The sequence below is a fragment of the Prosthecobacter sp. GW821-HT29F12 genome, from assembly GCF_058803405.1.
The window spans coordinates 7630466-7648314 of sequence record NZ_CM179517.1; the positions used below are offsets into that span (position 1 = coordinate 7630466).

Genomic DNA, 17849 nt, shown 5'->3' on the forward strand with positions numbered 1-17849 from the left:
CACATCATGAACACAACCCCATTCTCCCGGCGCGAGTTTTTGAAGACAAGTTCCAACGGCTTTGGCTACCTGGTCTTTGCCGCGCTGGCACAGCAGCAGGCGCTGCGCGCCAATCCGAAGGCCGCCACGGGACCGCTGGCCCCGAAAACGCCGCATTTCGCACCACGTGCCAAGCATGTGATCTTTCTCTGCATGCAGGGGGCGCCGTCGCATGTGGACACGTTTGACTACAAGCCCAAGCTGATCGCCGACAATGGGAAAGGCGCGCCCTCAGCAGCCGGACGCTACGGCACGGCAAAGCTCATGGCCTCGCCTTGGAAGTTCAACCGGCAGGGCAAGAGCGGCCTGTACATCTCAGAGCTGTTCCCCAATCTGGGCAAGCATGCAGATGAATTGTGCATTCTGAATTCCATGGCCACAGATCTGCCAGCGCATCCGCAGGCGTTTTCCCAGCTCCACACCGGCACGACGCAGTTTGTGCGGCCGTCGCTGGGATCCTGGGCCCTGTATGGTCTTGGAACCATGAATGAAAACCTGCCCGGATTCATCACGGTCAATCCACCCGGCAACGCGACGCGCACCTACGGCAGCGCGTTCCTGCCTGCCATTTATCAAGGCACCAAGATCGGCGGCAACGCTCTTCCCGGCGGTGGTGCCGCGGGCAGGCGGTTCGGGGGTACAGAACAGGCCACGGTGGCGAACATCAAAAACAACCGCTACACCACCGAGGAGCAGCGCACGCAGCTGGATCTGGTGCAGGCGCTCAACAAAGCGCGCATGCAGCAGGACGGCGGTGTCAGCACCGAGGTGGAAGGCGTGATCGAATCGTATGAACTGGCGTTTCGCATGCAGGCGGAGGTGCCGAAGGTGATGGACTTGAGCAAGGAAACGGCTGCCACGAAGGCGCTGTATGGCATTGATGAGCAGGAGACAGATGCCTTTGGCAAGCAGTGCCTGATGGCTCGCAAGTTCATCGAGGCCGGCGTGCGCTTCATCGAGCTTACGAATGGCAACTGGGACCAGCACTTCAATCTGAAGGCCTCCCTGGAGCGCAACACCGGGGCGATCGACAAGCCCATCGCCGGTCTGCTCACCGATCTGAAGCAGCGCGGGCTGCTCAAGGATACACTGGTCATCTGGGGCGGGGAATTTGGTCGTACACCACACAGCCAGGGGGATGATGGGCGTGATCACAACAACAAAGGCTTCTCCATGTGGATGGCCGGCGGCGGGGTGAAGGGCGGCATGAACTACGGGATGACGGATGACTACGGCTATGAGGCGGTGCTGAACAAGATGCACATCCATGACTGGCACGCCACGGTGCTGGCGCTGCTGGGTCTTGACCACGAACGGCTTACCTTCCGGTATGCAGGCCGTGATTTCCGTCTTACGGATGTTTACGGTACGGTGGCGAAGGAGATCATCGCATGAGCGAATTAGCCCCCTAAGTGACGCACGCGTTGCATCTGGCGTGATCCGTCTTATCAATGGCGCTGAAAATGGGAAACAGCGCCTCAGCATCCGCCTTGAAGATGTCCTCCAGCCAGGTGCTGGATGCTTCTTCGAGCAGTGCGATCGATCCCGAGACGATGCTTCGCATCGAGGTGATGATCGATACCGGGCTGCCGGAGGAACTGCGCGCCAGTGCCAAGGGCCTGCTGCGTGCGGTGGCCGCCAAGGTTGCCGTTCCCGGGCACTTTGATGCGTTCTGCTGCCAAGCGTTTTCAAAACCGGAGTGGGCGGCGGCGGGCAGTCTGCTGATTGCCGAGATGTTTGAGCAGGACGAGGATCAGCTCGCAGAACTCGCACGCATTCCAGATCTGGTCATCGAAATGGGCAGCGGAGAGGTGAATGTAACGTGCATGGTCGCCTCCCGCTGGGCCGCACGCGGGGAGACACACCGCCTTTCCAGACTCGCTGATGCGATCGTGGCATCCCATGCCTCCAGAAACGCCTGTGCTGTGGATGTGATGCTGGCGCTGGCCGCCACACTGGCGGTGACGCGCTTTTCACGCGCAGAACAGTTGTACAATGCCGCTCTGCCACTGGCAGGGGAGGAGCACAAGGAGCCGCTGGCAGACGCCAAGCGCTGGCTGGCGGCCGGACGCGTCGTGTGCAGCGCCGTGCAGGACGAACGTGATTTCTGGGACGTGCGGCTGCGCAAACCCAAGACGGCCTGGACCTGGAAGAGCAAGGCGGAGCGCGATGCCCTGGATCATTTGTCGGACTGTTTGACGACTGACATGGAAGGCGCGGACTTGTTCAAGGCGGTGCTGCCCGAATGCTGGTGGGAACTGGCGGTGAAATTCGCGCAGCAGCAGGAAAAGCTGGTGGATGTGACCCAAAAGCTGGCGACCGCGAAAACAGATAATGGGGGAGGTCCCAAGGCCATGCCTGACCTGGTTCCGGCAGCCGGGAGAGTCACCCGAGAAATTCCACCGCATCCTCAGGCAGGGCCATTGGCGCGGTTTATTCTGCCTTGGTTCTGCGGTTGTCTGGCGATGTTGCTCACCGTGCTTGTGCCTGTGCTGGTGTTGCCACGGGAATTTGTCTTGGGCATTTTGGATACTTTAAAGCCCGCTGCGACGATCTCGACCCCTGCCGAGATGGAGGCATGGCGGAAAAACGAGCTGCAAAAGAAGGCCGCTGAGATGAAGCCTTTTGAAGCGCAGCACGCTTTGGCAAAAACGGGTGGCTGGCAGGAAAATGAAAAGGTGCTCTCAGGAAAAAGCCAGGAACTGCCCTTGGAGAGTCCGCAGTACCTGAATCTGCTGGTCTGGCTTCATCTAGACCCGCCCAAAGATCAAGACGTCCGCCTGCGTGTGTGCAAACTGCTGCTGGATCGAGTGAAAGGGAATGCCATCACACTTTGGGAGATGCTGAACTATCCGGGTTCCCCGAATGCGGCAGAGATTAAAACTGCGGCACGCAACGTGCTCTCTGACGCTGCCTACCAATGGAGCGATGCCGAAAAACAGCGCTTGGGCGCTATTGCAGGCAGCGTTCCTGCCAGCAAATCCACGCCGGCAGGCGGGGATAAGAAATAAAAACGAAGCACGTGCTCTGGCTCAAATCTGAGTTTCAGAGATGCAAATCTTGCATTTTTGTGAGTTCACTTGGTATCCTTTGAGCTTATTGAGACTAGCTAGGACAAACTATGCTTTTTATGGTTTAATCTCTAAATGCTGGCTTATTCGGATTGTAAAATTACCAGACTTTTCAGAATAAACTTTGCAAATTTGAGCCACAACCCTTATAAATTAGAGCATATATGTGAAGCATTGCCCCCAACTCACTGATCGGTATTATTTCATCTGTATGGTCATTAACTTGTTATGATTGAAGAGCTTCAGCAATTTGGCAGCCTTTCCGTGGCTCATCGAACCGGTGGTGCACCGGTCGAGCTGGTGCGTTCTAAAGACGAGGTGGTTTTTCTAGCCTTCGACAACCGCATTCACCGCCTGGTGGAGCTGCATGTGCTGCGCGGGGGAAGCACGCTGGATGCGGCGATGAAGAGATCCGCGTTTGATCGCGCCCGACAGGCTTCGGAAATCCGTGGGCATGCCTTCATGCGCATTTTGGAAGTGGGTGAGGATCAGGGGCTGGTCTATTACACCAGCAATCTCAACGATGGTGAGTTTGTCGAGCATTACACTCAAAGGCGCGGCGCAGTGGCGCCTGCGACGGCTCTGGCGCTCGTTTATCAACTGCTGGATGACCTGCTCCAGTTGCAAGGATTTCAACGTCTTGTCTCGCGCATGCACCTGGACCGCGTGCTGGTCACGACCTTGGAAGATACCTTCCTGCAGCTCCGCGTGTTTGATTACGGTTTGTCGCAGCTGGATGCAGGGACCGAGGGGCAAAGCGGTGCACGGCTGGTGGTGGAGGCCTGCCGGCTTATTTTCCTGCTTCTGACCGGGCAACCTTATGCCGGCGAAAATCCAGATCGCTTCCCTGCATTGACGCAGCTGCCGATGGGTCTGCGCACAGCGGTCAGAGCTGCACTCACCGACCCCGAAAATGCTCCGGCATCGATCGAAAAACTGCGTGACGATGTGCGCGAGGCGTTCAGCGCGCTTTCGAGCAACATCAAAGCGCGTAATTTCCGCAAACACCTGGTGGTGAACTCTTCACTGCTGCCACAGTCACAGCTTCAGGAACTCCTGTTGGAGGATGTGCCGGTCGAAACCATTCTTGGAACACGGTTTCGCGTGGAGGATGCGGATCACGCACGCCGCTATCCCTTCTCCATCCCTGCGATCAATACGAAGCTCGGGCAGGCTGTCACGGTGCACCTGCTTCCTCCCTCCCGTATCGTGGACAAATCCCGCTACGAGGCGGTGCCCCTGCAGATGTGGCGTTTCAATCCGGAGCGTCACCCGAACATCCTCCGCTCTTTGAGTCTGTGGGAAAGTCCTGATTGGACCTTCTTGACCGAAGAGCGTGAGCCTGGCTTTGCACTCAGCCGTCTCATGGCGGAACGCATCACGCTGAATCCCGCCGAAGTGACGGTGCTGATGCGCCAGATCCGGGCCGGGCTTGATCAGGCGGTGGAGTGTGGCGTGCAGCGTGTGGATTTGCACCCTTCCAACATCCTGCTGCGTGTGGGTAAAAATGGACCACTGCTCTCGCGTGAACTGGAACGGCTGATGCAGAAGCGCCTGGATGCCTGGCCTTCATTTGTGGTGAAGCTGCGTCCGCACATGACCATGCGCAGCCTGTACGAGCCGCTGCTGGTGGACATGGACCTCACCGAAGGACAGCAGCAGGAGGAGCATTTGCAGAATCGTGATTTCCGGCACCGCTCGTTTGTGGCGCTTGCAGGTTATTTGCTCACGGGGGAGCGCCAGACCGGAGGCGTGCCGCAGTTTCCTGAGTCCATCCCTGAGGCGGCTGCCGCCTATGTGCGTGAGTGCCTTGAACTGATCCGTCGTGCGGGCAAGACCCCAAGCCCAGGTGATTTCATCGACAAGTTTGAGGGGCTTCTGACTGCGCCGACGGTTGATCTTGCCACACGCCTTCGTGGCAGCAGTACAGTGGCGCTGGAGGAAATGGAAAGCGTCGGTTCCGTGTCTGATTTTGAAGATGACTGGAATGCGAATGAAGCATCCGCTGGTCATTTTGAGGACGAGCCCATTTCCCCCATCAAGCGCGGGATCAAGACTCATGACTTCAATTCGTTGGTGCAGCCAAAACGCAGCCTGCCAGTGGGTGCCATCGCGGCGGCGGCTGCAGTGGTGCTGGGCATTAGCGCGTGGATTTTGATGGGTGGTAAAAAGGAGCCGGGGGCTGCAGCACAGCCTGTGGTTTCCTCTGTCGAAGCTGAAGGACCTGCGGTCATTAAAAAGGACGCTCCCCCTGCGGTCGTGAAGGCTGTGCAGAGCAAGCCGGTTCCGGCTCCGGCTCAAGCTGAACCAGTCAAATCACAACCTGCTCCTGCGGTGGTCACTCCCATCGTTGCCGCCCCCATCAAGCCTGTGGCGGTGATGAAGGAGGCAGTGCCGAACCCAACCGTCAAGCCAGCACCGGCAGCGGTGGCATCGGTGACAGATGTTCCTGCGCCGCCGCCCCTTGTGCCGGCCCCGGTGAATGAAGTGAAGCCGACGGCCAAGCCGGTGGCGGCAGATGCAGCGACGACTGCTGCCGTGCTGACACCTGCTGCGGACAATCCGACACAAACCGTCCACGCCTCGGCTCCTCCAATCACTGCGGCAAAGCAGCCTGAGAAAGCACCCATCACCATTCGTCGTGCCATCCTTCCTTCCAAAGAGGAGATCGACCGCATGAAACAGGGGCAGGTGGAAAGCAGTACAGGGCAGATGCCCGCCATATCCACTGCCGCACCCTTGCCGCCGAAACGCAAAGAAACACCGTGATCCCAGCCATTGCCCGCATTTCAATATTGCAGCCATTTTGGCGTGGGATTCCTCACGAAAGCACCGAATTTGCTTGGACTCACGGCGCACTCACAGGTAAAACTACCTTTAGTGGAGATGAGCGCCGCAAACAATGCCGCTTTGATTGCGAAATCCGGAGCACGCCGGATGAGAATCACCGGCACGCTGAGGCTGGTGGCGTTTTCCCCATTCCATTGCAGGCAGTACACATCACATTAGAAACCGCGAAAATTAGGAGAGACTGATGAAGGTCAACAACACTATCGTTATTTCAATCGGTCAGGCAGGCAATCAGATTGCCGCGTCTTTCTGGAAAACCATCTGTCAGGAGCACGGCATTGATCCGATGACAGGTCAGACCGCCCAGGGCCAGACTCCGCGCGGAAACTGGAGCGCGTTTTTCAGCAAGCTTGGCGAATCCTCTTCCGGCAGCTATGTGCCTCGCGCGGTGATGGTCGATCTGGAGCCAAGCGTGATCGACAACATCAAGGCCACCTCCGGCTCTCTCTTCAATCCTGGCAACCTCATCAGTCGCACGGAGGGTGCCGGTGGTAATTTTGCCGTGGGTTATCTCGGTGCAGGGCGCGAGGTTCTGCCAGAAGTCATGGGTCGGCTCGATGCCGAAATCGACAAGTGCGACAACGTCGGCGGCATCCTTGTTCTGCATGCCACGGGCGGTGGTTCCGGTTCCGGTTTTGGTGCTCTGCTCATTGAATCCGTCAAAGAAAAGTATCCTGAATTCCCCGTGTTGAGCTGCGCGGTGCTGCCATCCCCGCAGGTTTCCTCGGTGGTGACCGAGCCTTACAACACGGTGTTTACGCTCAATACGCTGCGCCGTTCGGCAGACGCCTGCCTGATCTTCGACAACGAAGCGCTGTTCGAACTCGCGCATCGCAAATGGAACATCGAGAGCCCGACGGTGGATGACCTGAACCTGCTCATCACCGAGGCCCTTGCCGGTCTGACGGCTTCCATGCGTTTCAGCGGCTTCCTGACCGTGGAAATCAGCCTGCGTGAGCTGCTCACGAATCTGGTGCCGCAGCCTTCGCTGCACTTCCTCATGTGCGCTTTTGCACCGCTGACACCGCCTGACCGCAGCAAGTTTGAAGAAATGGGCGTTGAGGAAATGATTCGCAGCCTGTTTGACAACGGCTCCGTTTTTGCCGCCTGCTCCCCCATGGAAGGCCGCTTTCTGAGCACTGCGGTGCTCTACCGTGGCATCATGGACGACAAGCCGCTTGCAGACGCCGCCCTCGCTGCGATGCGTGAGCAGCTGCCGCTGACCTACTGGATTCCCACCGCGTTCAAGATCGGCTACGTCGAGCAGCCCGGCATCTCCCATCGCAAGAGCATGGTGCTTCTGGCCAACAACACCGAAATCGCCCGTGTGCTGGACCGGATCTGCCACAACTTCGACAAGCTCTGGCAGCGCAAGGCCTTCGCCAACTGGTACCTCAATGAAGGCATGTCCGAAGAGCAGATCAATGCGCTCCGTGCTTCCGCTCAGGAACTCATTCAGAGCTATCAGGTGGCCGAGGAAAGCGGTGCCAAAGCCAAGGTGCAGGACAGCGCATCTGACTTCCCGCGCAGCAGCGCCAGCGTGGATGACAGCCGCGGCGGTGGCATGAGTCTGCGTGACCTCGTGGACCGTCGTCGTTAAGAACAGCAAATCAGGCAATCGATAAAACAACCGTTTGGAGGAATAACCGTGAGAGAGATTCTGAGCATTCATGTCGGACAATGTGGCAATCAAATCGCCGACCGTTACTGGCGGCTCCTGCTGCGTGAACATGGCCTGACCGAGGCTGGTACGTTGAAGGATGGCAACACGACTGCCGCCGCCAACACGAACATGGAGGTGTTCTTTCACAAGGTCCGTGACGGGAAATACATCCCGCGCGCCATTCTGGTGGACCTTGAGCCCGGGGTGATCGCCCGAATCGAAGGCGGTGACATGGCGCAGTTGTTTGACGAGAGCTGCATCATTCGAAAAATCCCCGGTGCTGCCAACAACTGGGCGCGTGGTTACAACGTCGAAGGTGAACGCATCATCGACCAGATCATGAATGTGATCGACGCCGCCGTCGAAAAGACCAAGTCACTGCAGGGCTTCATGATGACCCACTCCATCGGTGGTGGCTCCGGCTCCGGTCTGGGTTCGCTCATTCTGGAGCGTCTGCGCCAGGCTTATCCCAAGAAGCGCATCTTCACGTTCTCGGTGGTTCCCTCCCCGCTGATCTCCGACTCGGCTGTCGAGCCCTACAACGCCATCCTCACGCTGCAGCGCATCCTCGACAACGCGGATGCCGCCGTGCTGCTGGACAACGAGGCACTCTTCCGCATTGCGAAGTCGAAGCTGCACCGCAGCCCGAACTACATGGACCTCAACCACATCATCGCTCTCATAATGAGCTCGGTGACGGCATCCCTGCGCTTCCCTGGAAAACTGAACACCGATCTCAGTGAATACGTGACCAATTTGGTGCCGTTCCCCGGCAATCATTTCCTCACGGCCTCGTTTGCTCCCATGCGTGGTCCCGGTCAGGAAGGACAGGTCCGAATCAATTTCCCCGACGTTGCACGTGAGACATTCTCCCAGGACAATTTCACGGCGGCCATCGACTGGACCAACGGCGTGTACCTTTCCGCCTGCGCCCTGTTCCGTGGGGATGTGAAAGCCAAGGAAGTTGAGGAAAACATGGCGGCCATCCGCAAGAGCCTGAACTTCGCCAGCTACGTACCGACTGGCATCAAAATGGGTGTGGCTGAAACCGCCCCCGAAGGCTTCGCCTCCAGTGGTCTCGCATTGGTCAATCACACCGGCATCGCCGCTGTCTTTGAGCGCCTCATCACCAACTTCGACATCATGTTCGACAACCACGCCTACACGCACTGGTATGAGAACAACGGTGTCTCCCGCGAAATGATGGCTCATGCACGCAACACCATCGTCAATCTCGCCCAGTCCTATCGCGACGCCAGCTAGCCGGAGTCTGACCGGTTTCGTGAACCAACCTTCAACCCAACGTGGATACCGCATTGGAGCGCCAAATAGCCTCCGCCTCCCGCAGCGTCGAGGAGGCGCGGAGGCTTGCGTACCATGATCCGGTCCGCGTCGGGGCTCTGGTTGAGCAGATCAGTGTTCTTGCCGATCTGCGGCAGAAAGAGGGAGATTTCCGCAAGGCGGAGTCGCTTTATCGTGAGGCGCTCTTTCGTGCGCAGGAACTGCGCAAGCAGGACCCTGACCTGCTGACCGGCATCTACTCGCTCCTGGCACATCTGTACGATCGTTGGGGACGCATGGACAAGGCAGCTGAGTTCTATGAGCAGGCGTTGACCATCAGCGCTAACAACGGGCTGGAGGACAGCGACAAGGTGGCCACGATCAAAAACAACCTGGCCATGATTTTCAAACAGCTGCGGCAGTTTGAAAAAGCCGAGGGCTACTACTGCGAAGCGCTGGAAACTTTTCAGCGCATCGATGGTGAGCAGAGTTCGCGCGTGGCTTCCGTGTACAACAACCTCGGCGTGCTCTACTACAGCAGCATGGATGTGGATCGCGCGCAGGCCATGCATGAACGGGCGCTCGCCATCCGGCAGAATCTCAATGAAGGGCAGATGGATCCGGCCGACCTCTCCCAGACTTTCATCAACCTGGGTGCGGTTTACAAGGCATCAGGAGATTTCCAAAAGGCCGAGGCCTGTGTGGACCGCGCAAAGCGCATCCGTGCCGCCATGAACGGCTACCACCCGAATCCACGGCGTTCGGCTTCGCTGCTGATCGACAAGAGTCTCTAGGACCCCGAATAGGACCTATTAGTCGTATAGGACCTATTCGTCATCTCCGCAGTCTCTCAATAGAGCTCCACAGGCGAACGTTTGCCGTCTTCGACGCTGAGATTTTTGGCCGCCTCTTCGCCGAGGGTGTCGACGCGGAGTTGCCAGATGTCGCGATTGATGGCGGCGAAGCGGTCGAGATTGAACGAGTCCGGCTTCACCAGGCGCTTCTTGGTTTTTTCGATCCGCATCAAGGCATCATGCAGGGCCGGGGCTTCGACGCCCTCAAGGTGCTGGCGGGCCAGTTCCACCATTTCGACCCGGTGGCAGATCATGACGAGGTCATTGCCGGCGCGCACCGCTTCCTGGATGGCCTGCTCGAAGGTGACTTCATTCAGGATCGCTCCCATGTCGAGGTCATCGGTCATGGCCAAGCCGTCGAAGGCATACTGATGGCGCAGCAGCTTCGTCACGATGTTATGGCTCAGACTTGCAGGCCAGCGGCCACGGTCCGGATCGTACGCGGTGTAGTTGCTGTGGCAGGTCATCACACTGTCGAGTTCCGGCAGCAGCGCAGAGTAGGGCAGCAGTTCGCTGCGCTCCATTTCTTCACGGCTTTTGGTGATGACCGGCAGGAACTCATGCGGATCGCATTCCGCCGGCCCATAGCCAGGGAAGTGTTTGCCGCAGCTCAGGATGCCTTCAGCGCGCATGGCACGATTGAACACACCGGCGTTGTCGATCACCTGCTGCGGATCTTTGCCATAGGTGCGGCCTTTGAGGGAATTGTCCGCCGCATCATCATACGAGATGTCCAGCACAGGGCAGAGATCGAGATTGAAACCGAAGAGGCGCAAAATCTGCCCGGTGAGCTTGCCATGACGTTTGATCAGCGCGGGATCACCCTTGTCACGCAGCGCTTGCGCATTCGGTGGTTCTTCACCAATCAGGCGGAGACGCGAGACGCGACCGCCCTCCTGATCAATCGTGATGAATGGTTCGACGTTGGAAATGTCGCGCAGGTCATCGATGAGTTTGCGGACCTGTTCCGGGGTCTGGATGTTGCGCCCGAATAAAATGAAGCCACCAGGCTGAAGTTTTTTGAGTCGTGCGGCGGTTTCTGGAGTGAGTTCGGCACCGGGGACACCCATGAGGAGGAGCTGGCCGAGGTCTTGGGAAGTGGGCATGAGGGTGTGTGTTCGTTTGAGTAGTGGTTGGGCGAAAGTGACAGATCAGGTGTCAAGACTCGTTTTGCTAAAATTTTGATAACAATTGGGCGTTTTAGGCTCTCAGGATTGCGACTCAGCGGTTTCTTTTTGCAAAAGAAGGGTGGGCAGGTTGACGGGAGGGGCAAAACTTTTTAACATGCGGTCGTCTGTGGGGCAACCCGCGGGCCACGTTTGCAAGCTTCCTCAGCTAACGCATTTCGTGCCAATCGGTCCTCTATCGTTGTTGGTTGCTGGATCGCCAATGGAACCCCCCGGCTTCGCATGCCGGGGGGTTCTCTGTTTCTGGGTGATGCATTCGCGCATTGTGAGCAACTGTGTGATTAGCTTGTTAGCTCGCTGTGATTAGTGTGTGAGCAACTCAATCAGCTCACGGTGCACTCAACTGACGCGCCCATTGAATCGCACGCAGCATGCCGGTGGCCTTGTTGATCGTCTCTTGATACTCGGACGCAGGAACAGAGTCAGCCACAACGCCTGCTCCGGCCTGCACATAGGCTTTGCCATCCTTCACGACGCAGGTGCGCAGCGCGATGCATGAATCAAGGTTGCCATCAAAGCCGAAGTAACCCACCGCGCCAGCATACGCACAGCGCTTGCTTTTCTCGCACTCATTGATGATCTCCATGGCGCGCACTTTGGGCGAGCCGCTGACGGTGCCGGCTGGGAAGGTGGCGCGCATGACGTCGTAGGCAGTCTTGTCGTCACGCAGATGGCCGTCCACGTTGGAGACGATGTGCATGACGTGTGAGTAGCGCTCGATGATCATCAGGTCACTGACGCGCACGGTGCCATAGTCGGCCACACGTCCGACATCATTGCGTGCGAGATCGACGAGCATGATGTGCTCGGCGCGTTCTTTGGGATCATTCAGCAGTTCCTGGGCCAGAGCATCGTCTTCTGCGGGGGTCTTGCCCCTCCAGCGCGTGCCTGCAATGGGGCGGATGTCGATGCGGCCGTTCATGCACTTCACATGAACCTCCGGCGAACTGCCGACGAGCGCGAAGCCCTGCGGGAAGTCGATGCAGAACATGTAGGGGCTCGGATTCACATGCCGCAGAGCGCGGAAGAGATCCAGCGTGGTGCCCTGATAGTCCGTTTCAAAACGCTGAGAGGGCACGCCCTGGAAGATGTCACCGGCGCCGATGTACTCCTTCATCTTGAGTACCATCGCCTCGTATTCTTCCTGCGTGGTGTTGCTCACCGGCGGTGGCAGCTGCCCCACGGGGGCAAAGGTTTGCAGCGGTCGGGCAGCCAGCGGCTTCTCCAGTTTGGCAATGACATCCGCGATCTGCTCGCGCGCCCAGTCGTAAGCAGCCTCCAGCGTGGCATGCTCATCGGTGTGAACATTGGCCACGATGGACAGGCGGCGGGTGCGGTGATCAAACACCAGCACGGTGTCAGTGACCATGAAGACCATGTCCGGCAGGCCCAGTTCGTCCTTCGGCGGTGGCGGCAGCGTCGGCTCAAAGAAGCGCACCATGTCATACGCCAGGTAACCGACCGCACCGCCGTGGAAGACCGGCAGCGGCTGCGTTTCCAGCGGGGTGAAGGGCTTCATTAGCTCCTGCAGTTCCGTCAGTGGATCGCCGGTGGTGGTGTAGCTGCGCTTCTTGCCGCGCTCCTCGATTTCAATCTCACGACCGCGTGCCGTGAAGATGATGCGCGGTGAACTGCCGAGCAGCGAGTAGCGCCCGGAGTGCTGAGTGAGCTCTGCGGATTCCAGCAGGAAGGCGCAGCGGCCATCGTGGATCTTTTGGAATGCAGAGAGCGGGGTTTCGTAGTCGGCGGCGAGTTCCGCCATCACCGGTACGAGATTGCCCTGCTGCGCGAGCGTCTGAAAGGTGGCGAAGTCGGGCTGAAGATGGAGCTGTGGCATGCGGGGCGTGAAACGAGCGCGCATTCTGGACGCGGAATCGCGTTGTGGCAATGATGCTTCAAAGCACCGCTTTCATCGCCGCCAGCAGTTCGCCGTAGTCGTCGAAGGGCTTGAACTGCGGAAACTGCGCCTGAATGCTGGCCGGGGCGTGGAAGAAGAAACCCACATCGGCCTCGCCGAGCATCGTGGTGTCGTTGAAAGAATCACCTGCGGCGATGACGCGGTAGTTCAGCGCTTTGAACGCAGCCACGGACTTCTGCTTCTGGTTCGGCTGGCGCAGCTTGTAGTCCACGATGCGACCGTCTGGGGCGACATCGAGCTGATGGCAGAAGATCGTCGGCCACGCGAGCTGGCGCATCAGCGGCTGGGCAAATTCGGCGAAGGTGTCGCTCAGGATGATCACCTGAGTGATGGAGCGCAGTTCATCGAGGAAGGATTTGGCGCCATCCATGGGGGAAAGTGTGCCGATGACCTGCTGGATGTCCGGCAGCTTCAGGCCGTGCTCATCCAGAATCTTGAGGCGGCCCTTCATGAGCACATCGTAGTCAGGTTCATCCCGCGTGGTGCGGCGCAGTTCGGGGATGCCGGTCTTCTCGGCAAAGGCGATCCAGATTTCGGGGACGAGAACGCCTTCGAGGTCGAGGGTGACGATGGTCTGCTGCTTCATGTGGGTAGATGTCATGCACGGGTCGCTCCTCCAGTAAAGCAGCGATCTTCAAAAAAGGCGCACATGCAGGCAAGCCATGCGGAGACGCTGTTGAAAATTTGGCGTTTGTTTGAACATGAAAATCGAAAACGAAGTCACTCGAAACGCCGCCCAACTGGTGACCAACTGCCGCAATGCCGTGCTGGCCACGTCAGACGCCGAGGGGCATCCGCACTCAGCCTGGATGACCACGCAGGTCACCACGGACATGGAGGAGATCATTTCCATCACCGCGCCAAATTCGCTGAAGGCCGACATCCTGCGTGCGAATCCGCAGGCGGAGTGGATGTTTGCCTCTCCTTCGATGGAGACAATCGTGTACCTCTCCGGACACACTCGTTTGATTGAGGGAGATGCGGCGAAGCGCTACTGGGATCAGATGCCCGGCAAATCGAAGGCCTACTACCGCAAGTACTGCGAGACGGAGGACTATCACAAATTTGCCGTCATCCGCACGGAGGTCAGCAAGGTCGTGCTGTGCAAACCCTACGCCTACACGAAGTCCGTGCTCTGGGACAAGTCGGTGCCAGCCGCCGCGTAGGGCGCACCTGATTCATTTCTGGCTACCGCGGCGCGGCATGAAATCGAAACAGCGGGGCTTTTTGGCTGGCAGCAGGAGTGCGGCCATCTGCCTTTGCGGTTGATGACGGGCGCCGTGGTGAGGTGCTCTCTTCGGGGTATTTTTTGGTGGTGGGCCAGATCAGCCGCCATGGCTGATGCTTCAGAGTGTCGCTGCCCTCCTTGAGATTTTCTGCCGTTGCCGAGAGCTTTGATGTGATCTGTTTGAACTGACGGTCGAGGTTCTCCGTGGCGGTGCGCAGATTGTGCAGTGTGGCTTCGAGGTCTTTGTTTTCCTCCAGCTTGCCGGTGAATTTCTCCGCATGGGCGAGCGCCTTGGCCAGATCGCTGTCCGGGCCGGTCAGTTTGGCGATCTGATCGAACGCTGTCGCCAGCTTGCCGTCATCGTTGGTGAGTTTTTTGATGTTCTCCAACGAGCCGCGCAGTGCGCCGTCTGGCCCGATCACTTCGTTGAGATGGGTGGTGAACTTTTTGAATTCCTCCAGCGCCTTCGGCAGGTCTGAGTTCTCCTTGGTCAGCTTGTTGAGGTTGTCCGCTGTTTTCTGCAGACCATCGAAGGTCTCAGTGGCTTTTTTCAGGGCGGGATCAAGCTTCTCCAGCAGAGTGGGCACCGCATCGGCGAGGCCCGGCTCACGTTCGCCCACGAAGGCGGTGTTTTCTGGGGCGAGCCCGCTTGACTCCTGACCGGTGGTGAAGTCGATCACCGGTTTGCCCAGCAGACTGGGGAGGGTCATGCGGGCTTTGACCTTGTTGAAGATTTGCGCGGATTTGTCCACCTCGATGTCCACCACCGTCTCAAGCTTTGGGTCAGGACGCTCTTTCTCCGGCACGGGGGAGTGGAGCTCAATGACCTGACCGATCCTGCGTCCTGCCAGGAGGACGGGAGCGCCAGGCGCAAGGCTGGAGGCATTGTCCAGGTAGATGCGGAACTTCTTCTGCGCGACGAATACCCCCGGCGAGCCGAGGTAGAGGAGCAGGGCGACGAGTGCGGTGAGCGTCACGACGACGAGCACACCGGTGCGTATTTCATTGCGGAAGATAGTCATGAGGGTGTGGCCTGGAGGATGGGCCCCTGGGTTTCTCCCGCGATGAACTGAGCCACGACGGGATCGGTGGAGGCTTTGAAATTGTCCGGGGTGTCGTTGGCGATGATCTTGCCCTTGTAGAGCATGGCCATGTGGGTGGCGACTTTGAAGGCGCTGCCCATTTCGTGCGTCACGATGATGGAGGTGGCGCCGATCTTTTCGCTGAGGCTGATGATGAGTTCATCAATCACAGCGCTGATGACGGGATCGAGACCGGCGGTGGGTTCATCATAAAGGATGAGTTCGGGATCCATGATGATGCCTCGCGCCAGCCCGATGCGCTTGCGCATGCCGCCGCTGAGTTCGGCGGGCATCTTGTCACGCGCCTCTGCCATGCCGACGAGGGCAAGCTTTTCATCCACGAGCTGGTCGATCTCCGCGCGGGATTTGCTGGTGAGTTCTTCCAGCGGCAGCGCGAGATTGTCCCGCACACTAAGAGAGCTGATCAGCGCGCTGTATTGATAGACCATGCCGATCTTCTGGCGCATGCGGTTGAGGCGCAGGCGGCCCATGCGGTTGACCTTGAGTCCGTTGAAAAGGATCTCGCCAGCGGAGGGTTTGAGCAGGCCGAGGATGAGGCGGAGCAGGGTGCTCTTGCCCCCGCCGGACTGGCCCAGCACGACCAGACGCGAGCGGGAAGGCACGCTCAGGCTCACGCCCGCGAGGATTTCCTTCTCATCAAAGGCCAGGCGCACGTCGTGCAGTTCCACGCTCGTTTTTGTGGGCTCGTTCATGTGTCAAAGAGGGCGACGAGTACGATGTTGCAGAGGGTGTCGAAGGCGATGACGACGGTGATGGCCGTGACGACGCTCTGAGTGGTGGCAGCTCCCACGCCAGCGGCACCGCCGCGCACGGAGAGGCCTTTGTAGCAGGCCACGAGTCCGATGATGAGGCCAAAGAGGAAGCTCTTCACCGTGCCGGCCACGATGTCCCGGATGAGCATGCTCTCCAAGGCCGCATGCACGAAGTGGTGAAGGGAAGTGTCAAAGGCCCAGCGGGAGATGAGGGCGGCTCCGACCATGGCGGTGAAATTGGAAACGACGACGAGGCAGGGCAGGAGCAGGAACACGGCGAGGACGCGGGGCCCCACCAGAAAGCGCAGCGGGCCGATGCCCATGGCCTCAATGGCTTCCACCTCTTCTGACACGACCATGGTGCCGAGCTCGGCGGTGTACGCCGCGCCGATGCGTGCCGCCACCATGATGCCGGTCATCAGCGGGCCGAGTTCACGGGTGAAGGAGATGGCCACCAGACCGGGCACCATCTGCTCCTGACCAAAAGTCTGGAGCTGGTAGCCGGTGAGCAGCGCCATGGTCAGCCCAATGAAGAAAGAGACGAGTGAGACCAGCCCGATGGAACCCACTCCCGTGCGGTCTGTCTGTTCAAAGAAGATGGCAAGCCGGAATGGCATGCGACCACGCACCACGCGGTCTCCCATTTCCTCGGCCGTATCTATGAGAAGCCAGACGACGCTGCTGAGATGCTGGAGCGACGTTCGAAGGGCGGACCACGGACCAAACATACGTCCAAACATCGTCCGTGAACCGGTCTTCGGATGCTCCTAACTGCCTCTATCAGCGGGTGTCAGGGCGCGGTGCCTCCACCGCCTCGCACTTCTCGCGCCAGCCGGGAAAATTCCAAGTATTGGGAAAGCCTTCACACTGCACCGGCTTCACCGGCTGGATGCGGCAGACATTCACGCCTTCGAGGAAGAGGCACTCGCCGTTGGGCTTGTCGATGATGCTCAGGCCGGTGCGGTTCGCATTCAGCCGCGTGCACTGCTCCACGAACTCGATGCGCGGCATGTCCAGATATGCGGCGATGCGTGTGATCTCATCGTCTGTGACACGCACATCTCCCGGCCAGCGGCAGCAGTTGCCGCAGCGCCGGCAGGCATACCAGGGCGTGGAGGTGTCAAGTGGGGAGGTTTCGCTCATGAAAAGTATTCTGTTCGCGCATTGCTGCGCTGGAGGCATAGTTCGTGCGATGAACAGGTCTATGCAACGAAGGTTTGAAAATCGCCGCCCATGGCCGCGGTGTCAGTGGCTGTCGCGATGAAACTGCATCTGCTTCCCACCATCACTCTGCTGCCCGCGCCGCAAGATACGGCGGATGATCAGCAGGTCATCGAGGACTGGTCCCGTGGACTGGACTGGGTGAAGTGGCTGCTGGGCAGCGTGCGCGCTCGCGTGGAGGTGCTGTTGGTGGAGGATGTGGGCGACTGGAATGTCGCGGCTGACAGCGTGCTGCGTGAAGCCATCGGTCCGGCGCTCAAGTCCGCGTGGCAGAGCGCGCATGCGAATGATCTGGCAGGTCTCATCGCTGCTTCTTCCAGACTCTCATCCCAGCTTTCACCCGCCGCCTGCCAGCGCAGTCTGCAGGCGGGCGCGGTGCTTCTCAAATCCACAAAGCATGCGCGTTATCAAGGCGTGCTGGGTCGTCTGCGCGAGGCCGTAGAGCAGGGGAGATGTGATGGCCACATCGCCATCGTGTGGGCGGCGGTCGGCCACTTTTTTCAGCTCAGCCTCACCAATGTGATCGCCGAATACCTGCGCTTGGAATGGGACATGGTGGCGCGTGATTCGCACCTGCAGGTGCCCTACGCCGGAAAGTTCAGCATCGCCGGAATCACGAGCCGGATCATGAGCGATGCCTCAAGCGAGTCCGCGCTGCGGGTGGTGGATGCGTGAATTCCGG

At 59.0% G+C, this 17849-nt stretch carries 15 protein-coding genes; 8 read left to right on the forward strand and 7 right to left on the reverse strand.

Going from position 1 to position 17849, the window contains the following annotated elements; translation table 11 throughout:
* Positions 1 to 6 precede the first annotated feature (6 nt).
* From AC3RLQ_RS31360 to AC3RLQ_RS31385, 6 genes are all read left to right on the forward strand, one after another.
* The gene (locus AC3RLQ_RS31360) at positions 7 to 1434 is read left to right on the forward strand and encodes a DUF1501 domain-containing protein (protein ID WP_493033084.1); all 1428 of its coding nucleotides are present in this window, start codon (positions 7 to 9) and stop codon (positions 1432 to 1434) included.
* A gap of 101 nt (positions 1435 to 1535) precedes the next feature.
* Entirely contained in the window at positions 1536 to 3050 is a 1515-nt protein-coding gene (locus AC3RLQ_RS31365) for a hypothetical protein (protein WP_493033086.1), read from the forward strand.
* Between the two features lie 288 nt (positions 3051 to 3338).
* A complete protein-coding gene (locus AC3RLQ_RS31370; RefSeq protein WP_493033088.1) occupies positions 3339 to 5879 on the forward strand; it encodes a protein kinase family protein in 2541 nt (846 codons plus the stop codon).
* Positions 5880 to 6144: 265 nt separating this feature from the next.
* Positions 6145 to 7560: a tubulin beta chain gene (locus tag AC3RLQ_RS31375; protein WP_493033090.1), complete on the forward strand. Its 1416-nt coding sequence runs from the start codon at positions 6145 to 6147 to the stop codon at positions 7558 to 7560.
* A gap of 48 nt (positions 7561 to 7608) precedes the next feature.
* Complete coding sequence (locus AC3RLQ_RS31380; protein WP_422322329.1) at positions 7609 to 8886, forward strand: tubulin beta chain; 1278 nt, start codon at positions 7609 to 7611, stop codon at positions 8884 to 8886.
* Positions 8887 to 8927: 41 nt separating this feature from the next.
* Positions 8928 to 9698, forward strand: a complete 771-nt coding sequence (locus AC3RLQ_RS31385; protein WP_422322327.1) for a tetratricopeptide repeat protein — start codon at positions 8928 to 8930, stop codon at positions 9696 to 9698.
* Between the two features lie 56 nt (positions 9699 to 9754).
* Here the strand turns inward: AC3RLQ_RS31385 and AC3RLQ_RS31390 are convergent, their stop codons facing one another.
* From AC3RLQ_RS31390 to thrH, 3 genes are all read right to left on the reverse strand, one after another.
* Positions 9755 to 10864: a glycoside hydrolase family 3 N-terminal domain-containing protein gene (locus AC3RLQ_RS31390; protein WP_487682132.1), complete on the reverse strand. Its 1110-nt coding sequence runs from the start codon at positions 10862 to 10864 to the stop codon at positions 9755 to 9757.
* 409 nt (positions 10865 to 11273) lie between these two features.
* On the reverse strand, positions 11274 to 12806 hold the full coding sequence (gene trpE / locus AC3RLQ_RS31395; protein ID WP_493033093.1) for an anthranilate synthase component I: 1533 nt from the start codon (positions 12804 to 12806) through the stop codon (positions 11274 to 11276).
* A 34-nt stretch (positions 12807 to 12840) separates the two neighbouring features.
* Positions 12841 to 13464, reverse strand: coding sequence for a bifunctional phosphoserine phosphatase/homoserine phosphotransferase ThrH (thrH, locus tag AC3RLQ_RS31400; RefSeq protein WP_493033095.1), 624 nt, complete (start codon positions 13462 to 13464; stop codon positions 12841 to 12843).
* A gap of 100 nt (positions 13465 to 13564) precedes the next feature.
* Between thrH and AC3RLQ_RS31405 the strand changes: the two genes are divergently transcribed.
* On the forward strand, positions 13565 to 14029 hold the full coding sequence (locus tag AC3RLQ_RS31405) for a pyridoxamine 5'-phosphate oxidase family protein (protein WP_493033097.1): 465 nt from the start codon (positions 13565 to 13567) through the stop codon (positions 14027 to 14029).
* Positions 14030 to 14051: 22 nt separating this feature from the next.
* Here the strand turns inward: AC3RLQ_RS31405 and AC3RLQ_RS31410 are convergent, their stop codons facing one another.
* The 4 genes from AC3RLQ_RS31410 to AC3RLQ_RS31425 all read right to left on the reverse strand — a co-directional run bounded on the left by AC3RLQ_RS31410 (position 14052) and on the right by AC3RLQ_RS31425 (position 17089).
* Positions 14052 to 15113: an MlaD family protein gene (locus AC3RLQ_RS31410; protein ID WP_493033099.1), complete on the reverse strand. Its 1062-nt coding sequence runs from the start codon at positions 15111 to 15113 to the stop codon at positions 14052 to 14054.
* Positions 15110 to 15886 carry an ABC transporter ATP-binding protein gene (locus AC3RLQ_RS31415; RefSeq protein ID WP_493033103.1) on the reverse strand — a complete coding sequence of 259 codons (777 nt, stop codon included), beginning with the start codon at positions 15884 to 15886 and terminating at the stop codon, positions 15110 to 15112. Before AC3RLQ_RS31415 ends, AC3RLQ_RS31410 begins: the two co-directional genes overlap by 4 nt.
* Positions 15883 to 16563: an MlaE family ABC transporter permease gene (locus AC3RLQ_RS31420; RefSeq protein WP_493033104.1), complete on the reverse strand. Its 681-nt coding sequence runs from the start codon at positions 16561 to 16563 to the stop codon at positions 15883 to 15885. Before AC3RLQ_RS31420 ends, AC3RLQ_RS31415 begins: the two co-directional genes overlap by 4 nt.
* A 163-nt stretch (positions 16564 to 16726) precedes the next feature.
* Positions 16727 to 17089 (reverse strand): YkgJ family cysteine cluster protein, encoded by a 363-nt coding sequence (locus tag AC3RLQ_RS31425; RefSeq protein ID WP_493033106.1) that lies wholly within the window; start codon positions 17087 to 17089, stop codon positions 16727 to 16729.
* Between the two features lie 90 nt (positions 17090 to 17179).
* On the opposite strand from AC3RLQ_RS31425, the gene AC3RLQ_RS31430 reads away from it, so the two are divergent.
* The gene (locus AC3RLQ_RS31430; RefSeq protein WP_493033108.1) at positions 17180 to 17842 is read left to right on the forward strand and encodes an urease accessory UreF family protein; all 663 of its coding nucleotides are present in this window, start codon (positions 17180 to 17182) and stop codon (positions 17840 to 17842) included.
* The last annotated feature ends 7 nt before the right edge of the window (positions 17843 to 17849 follow it).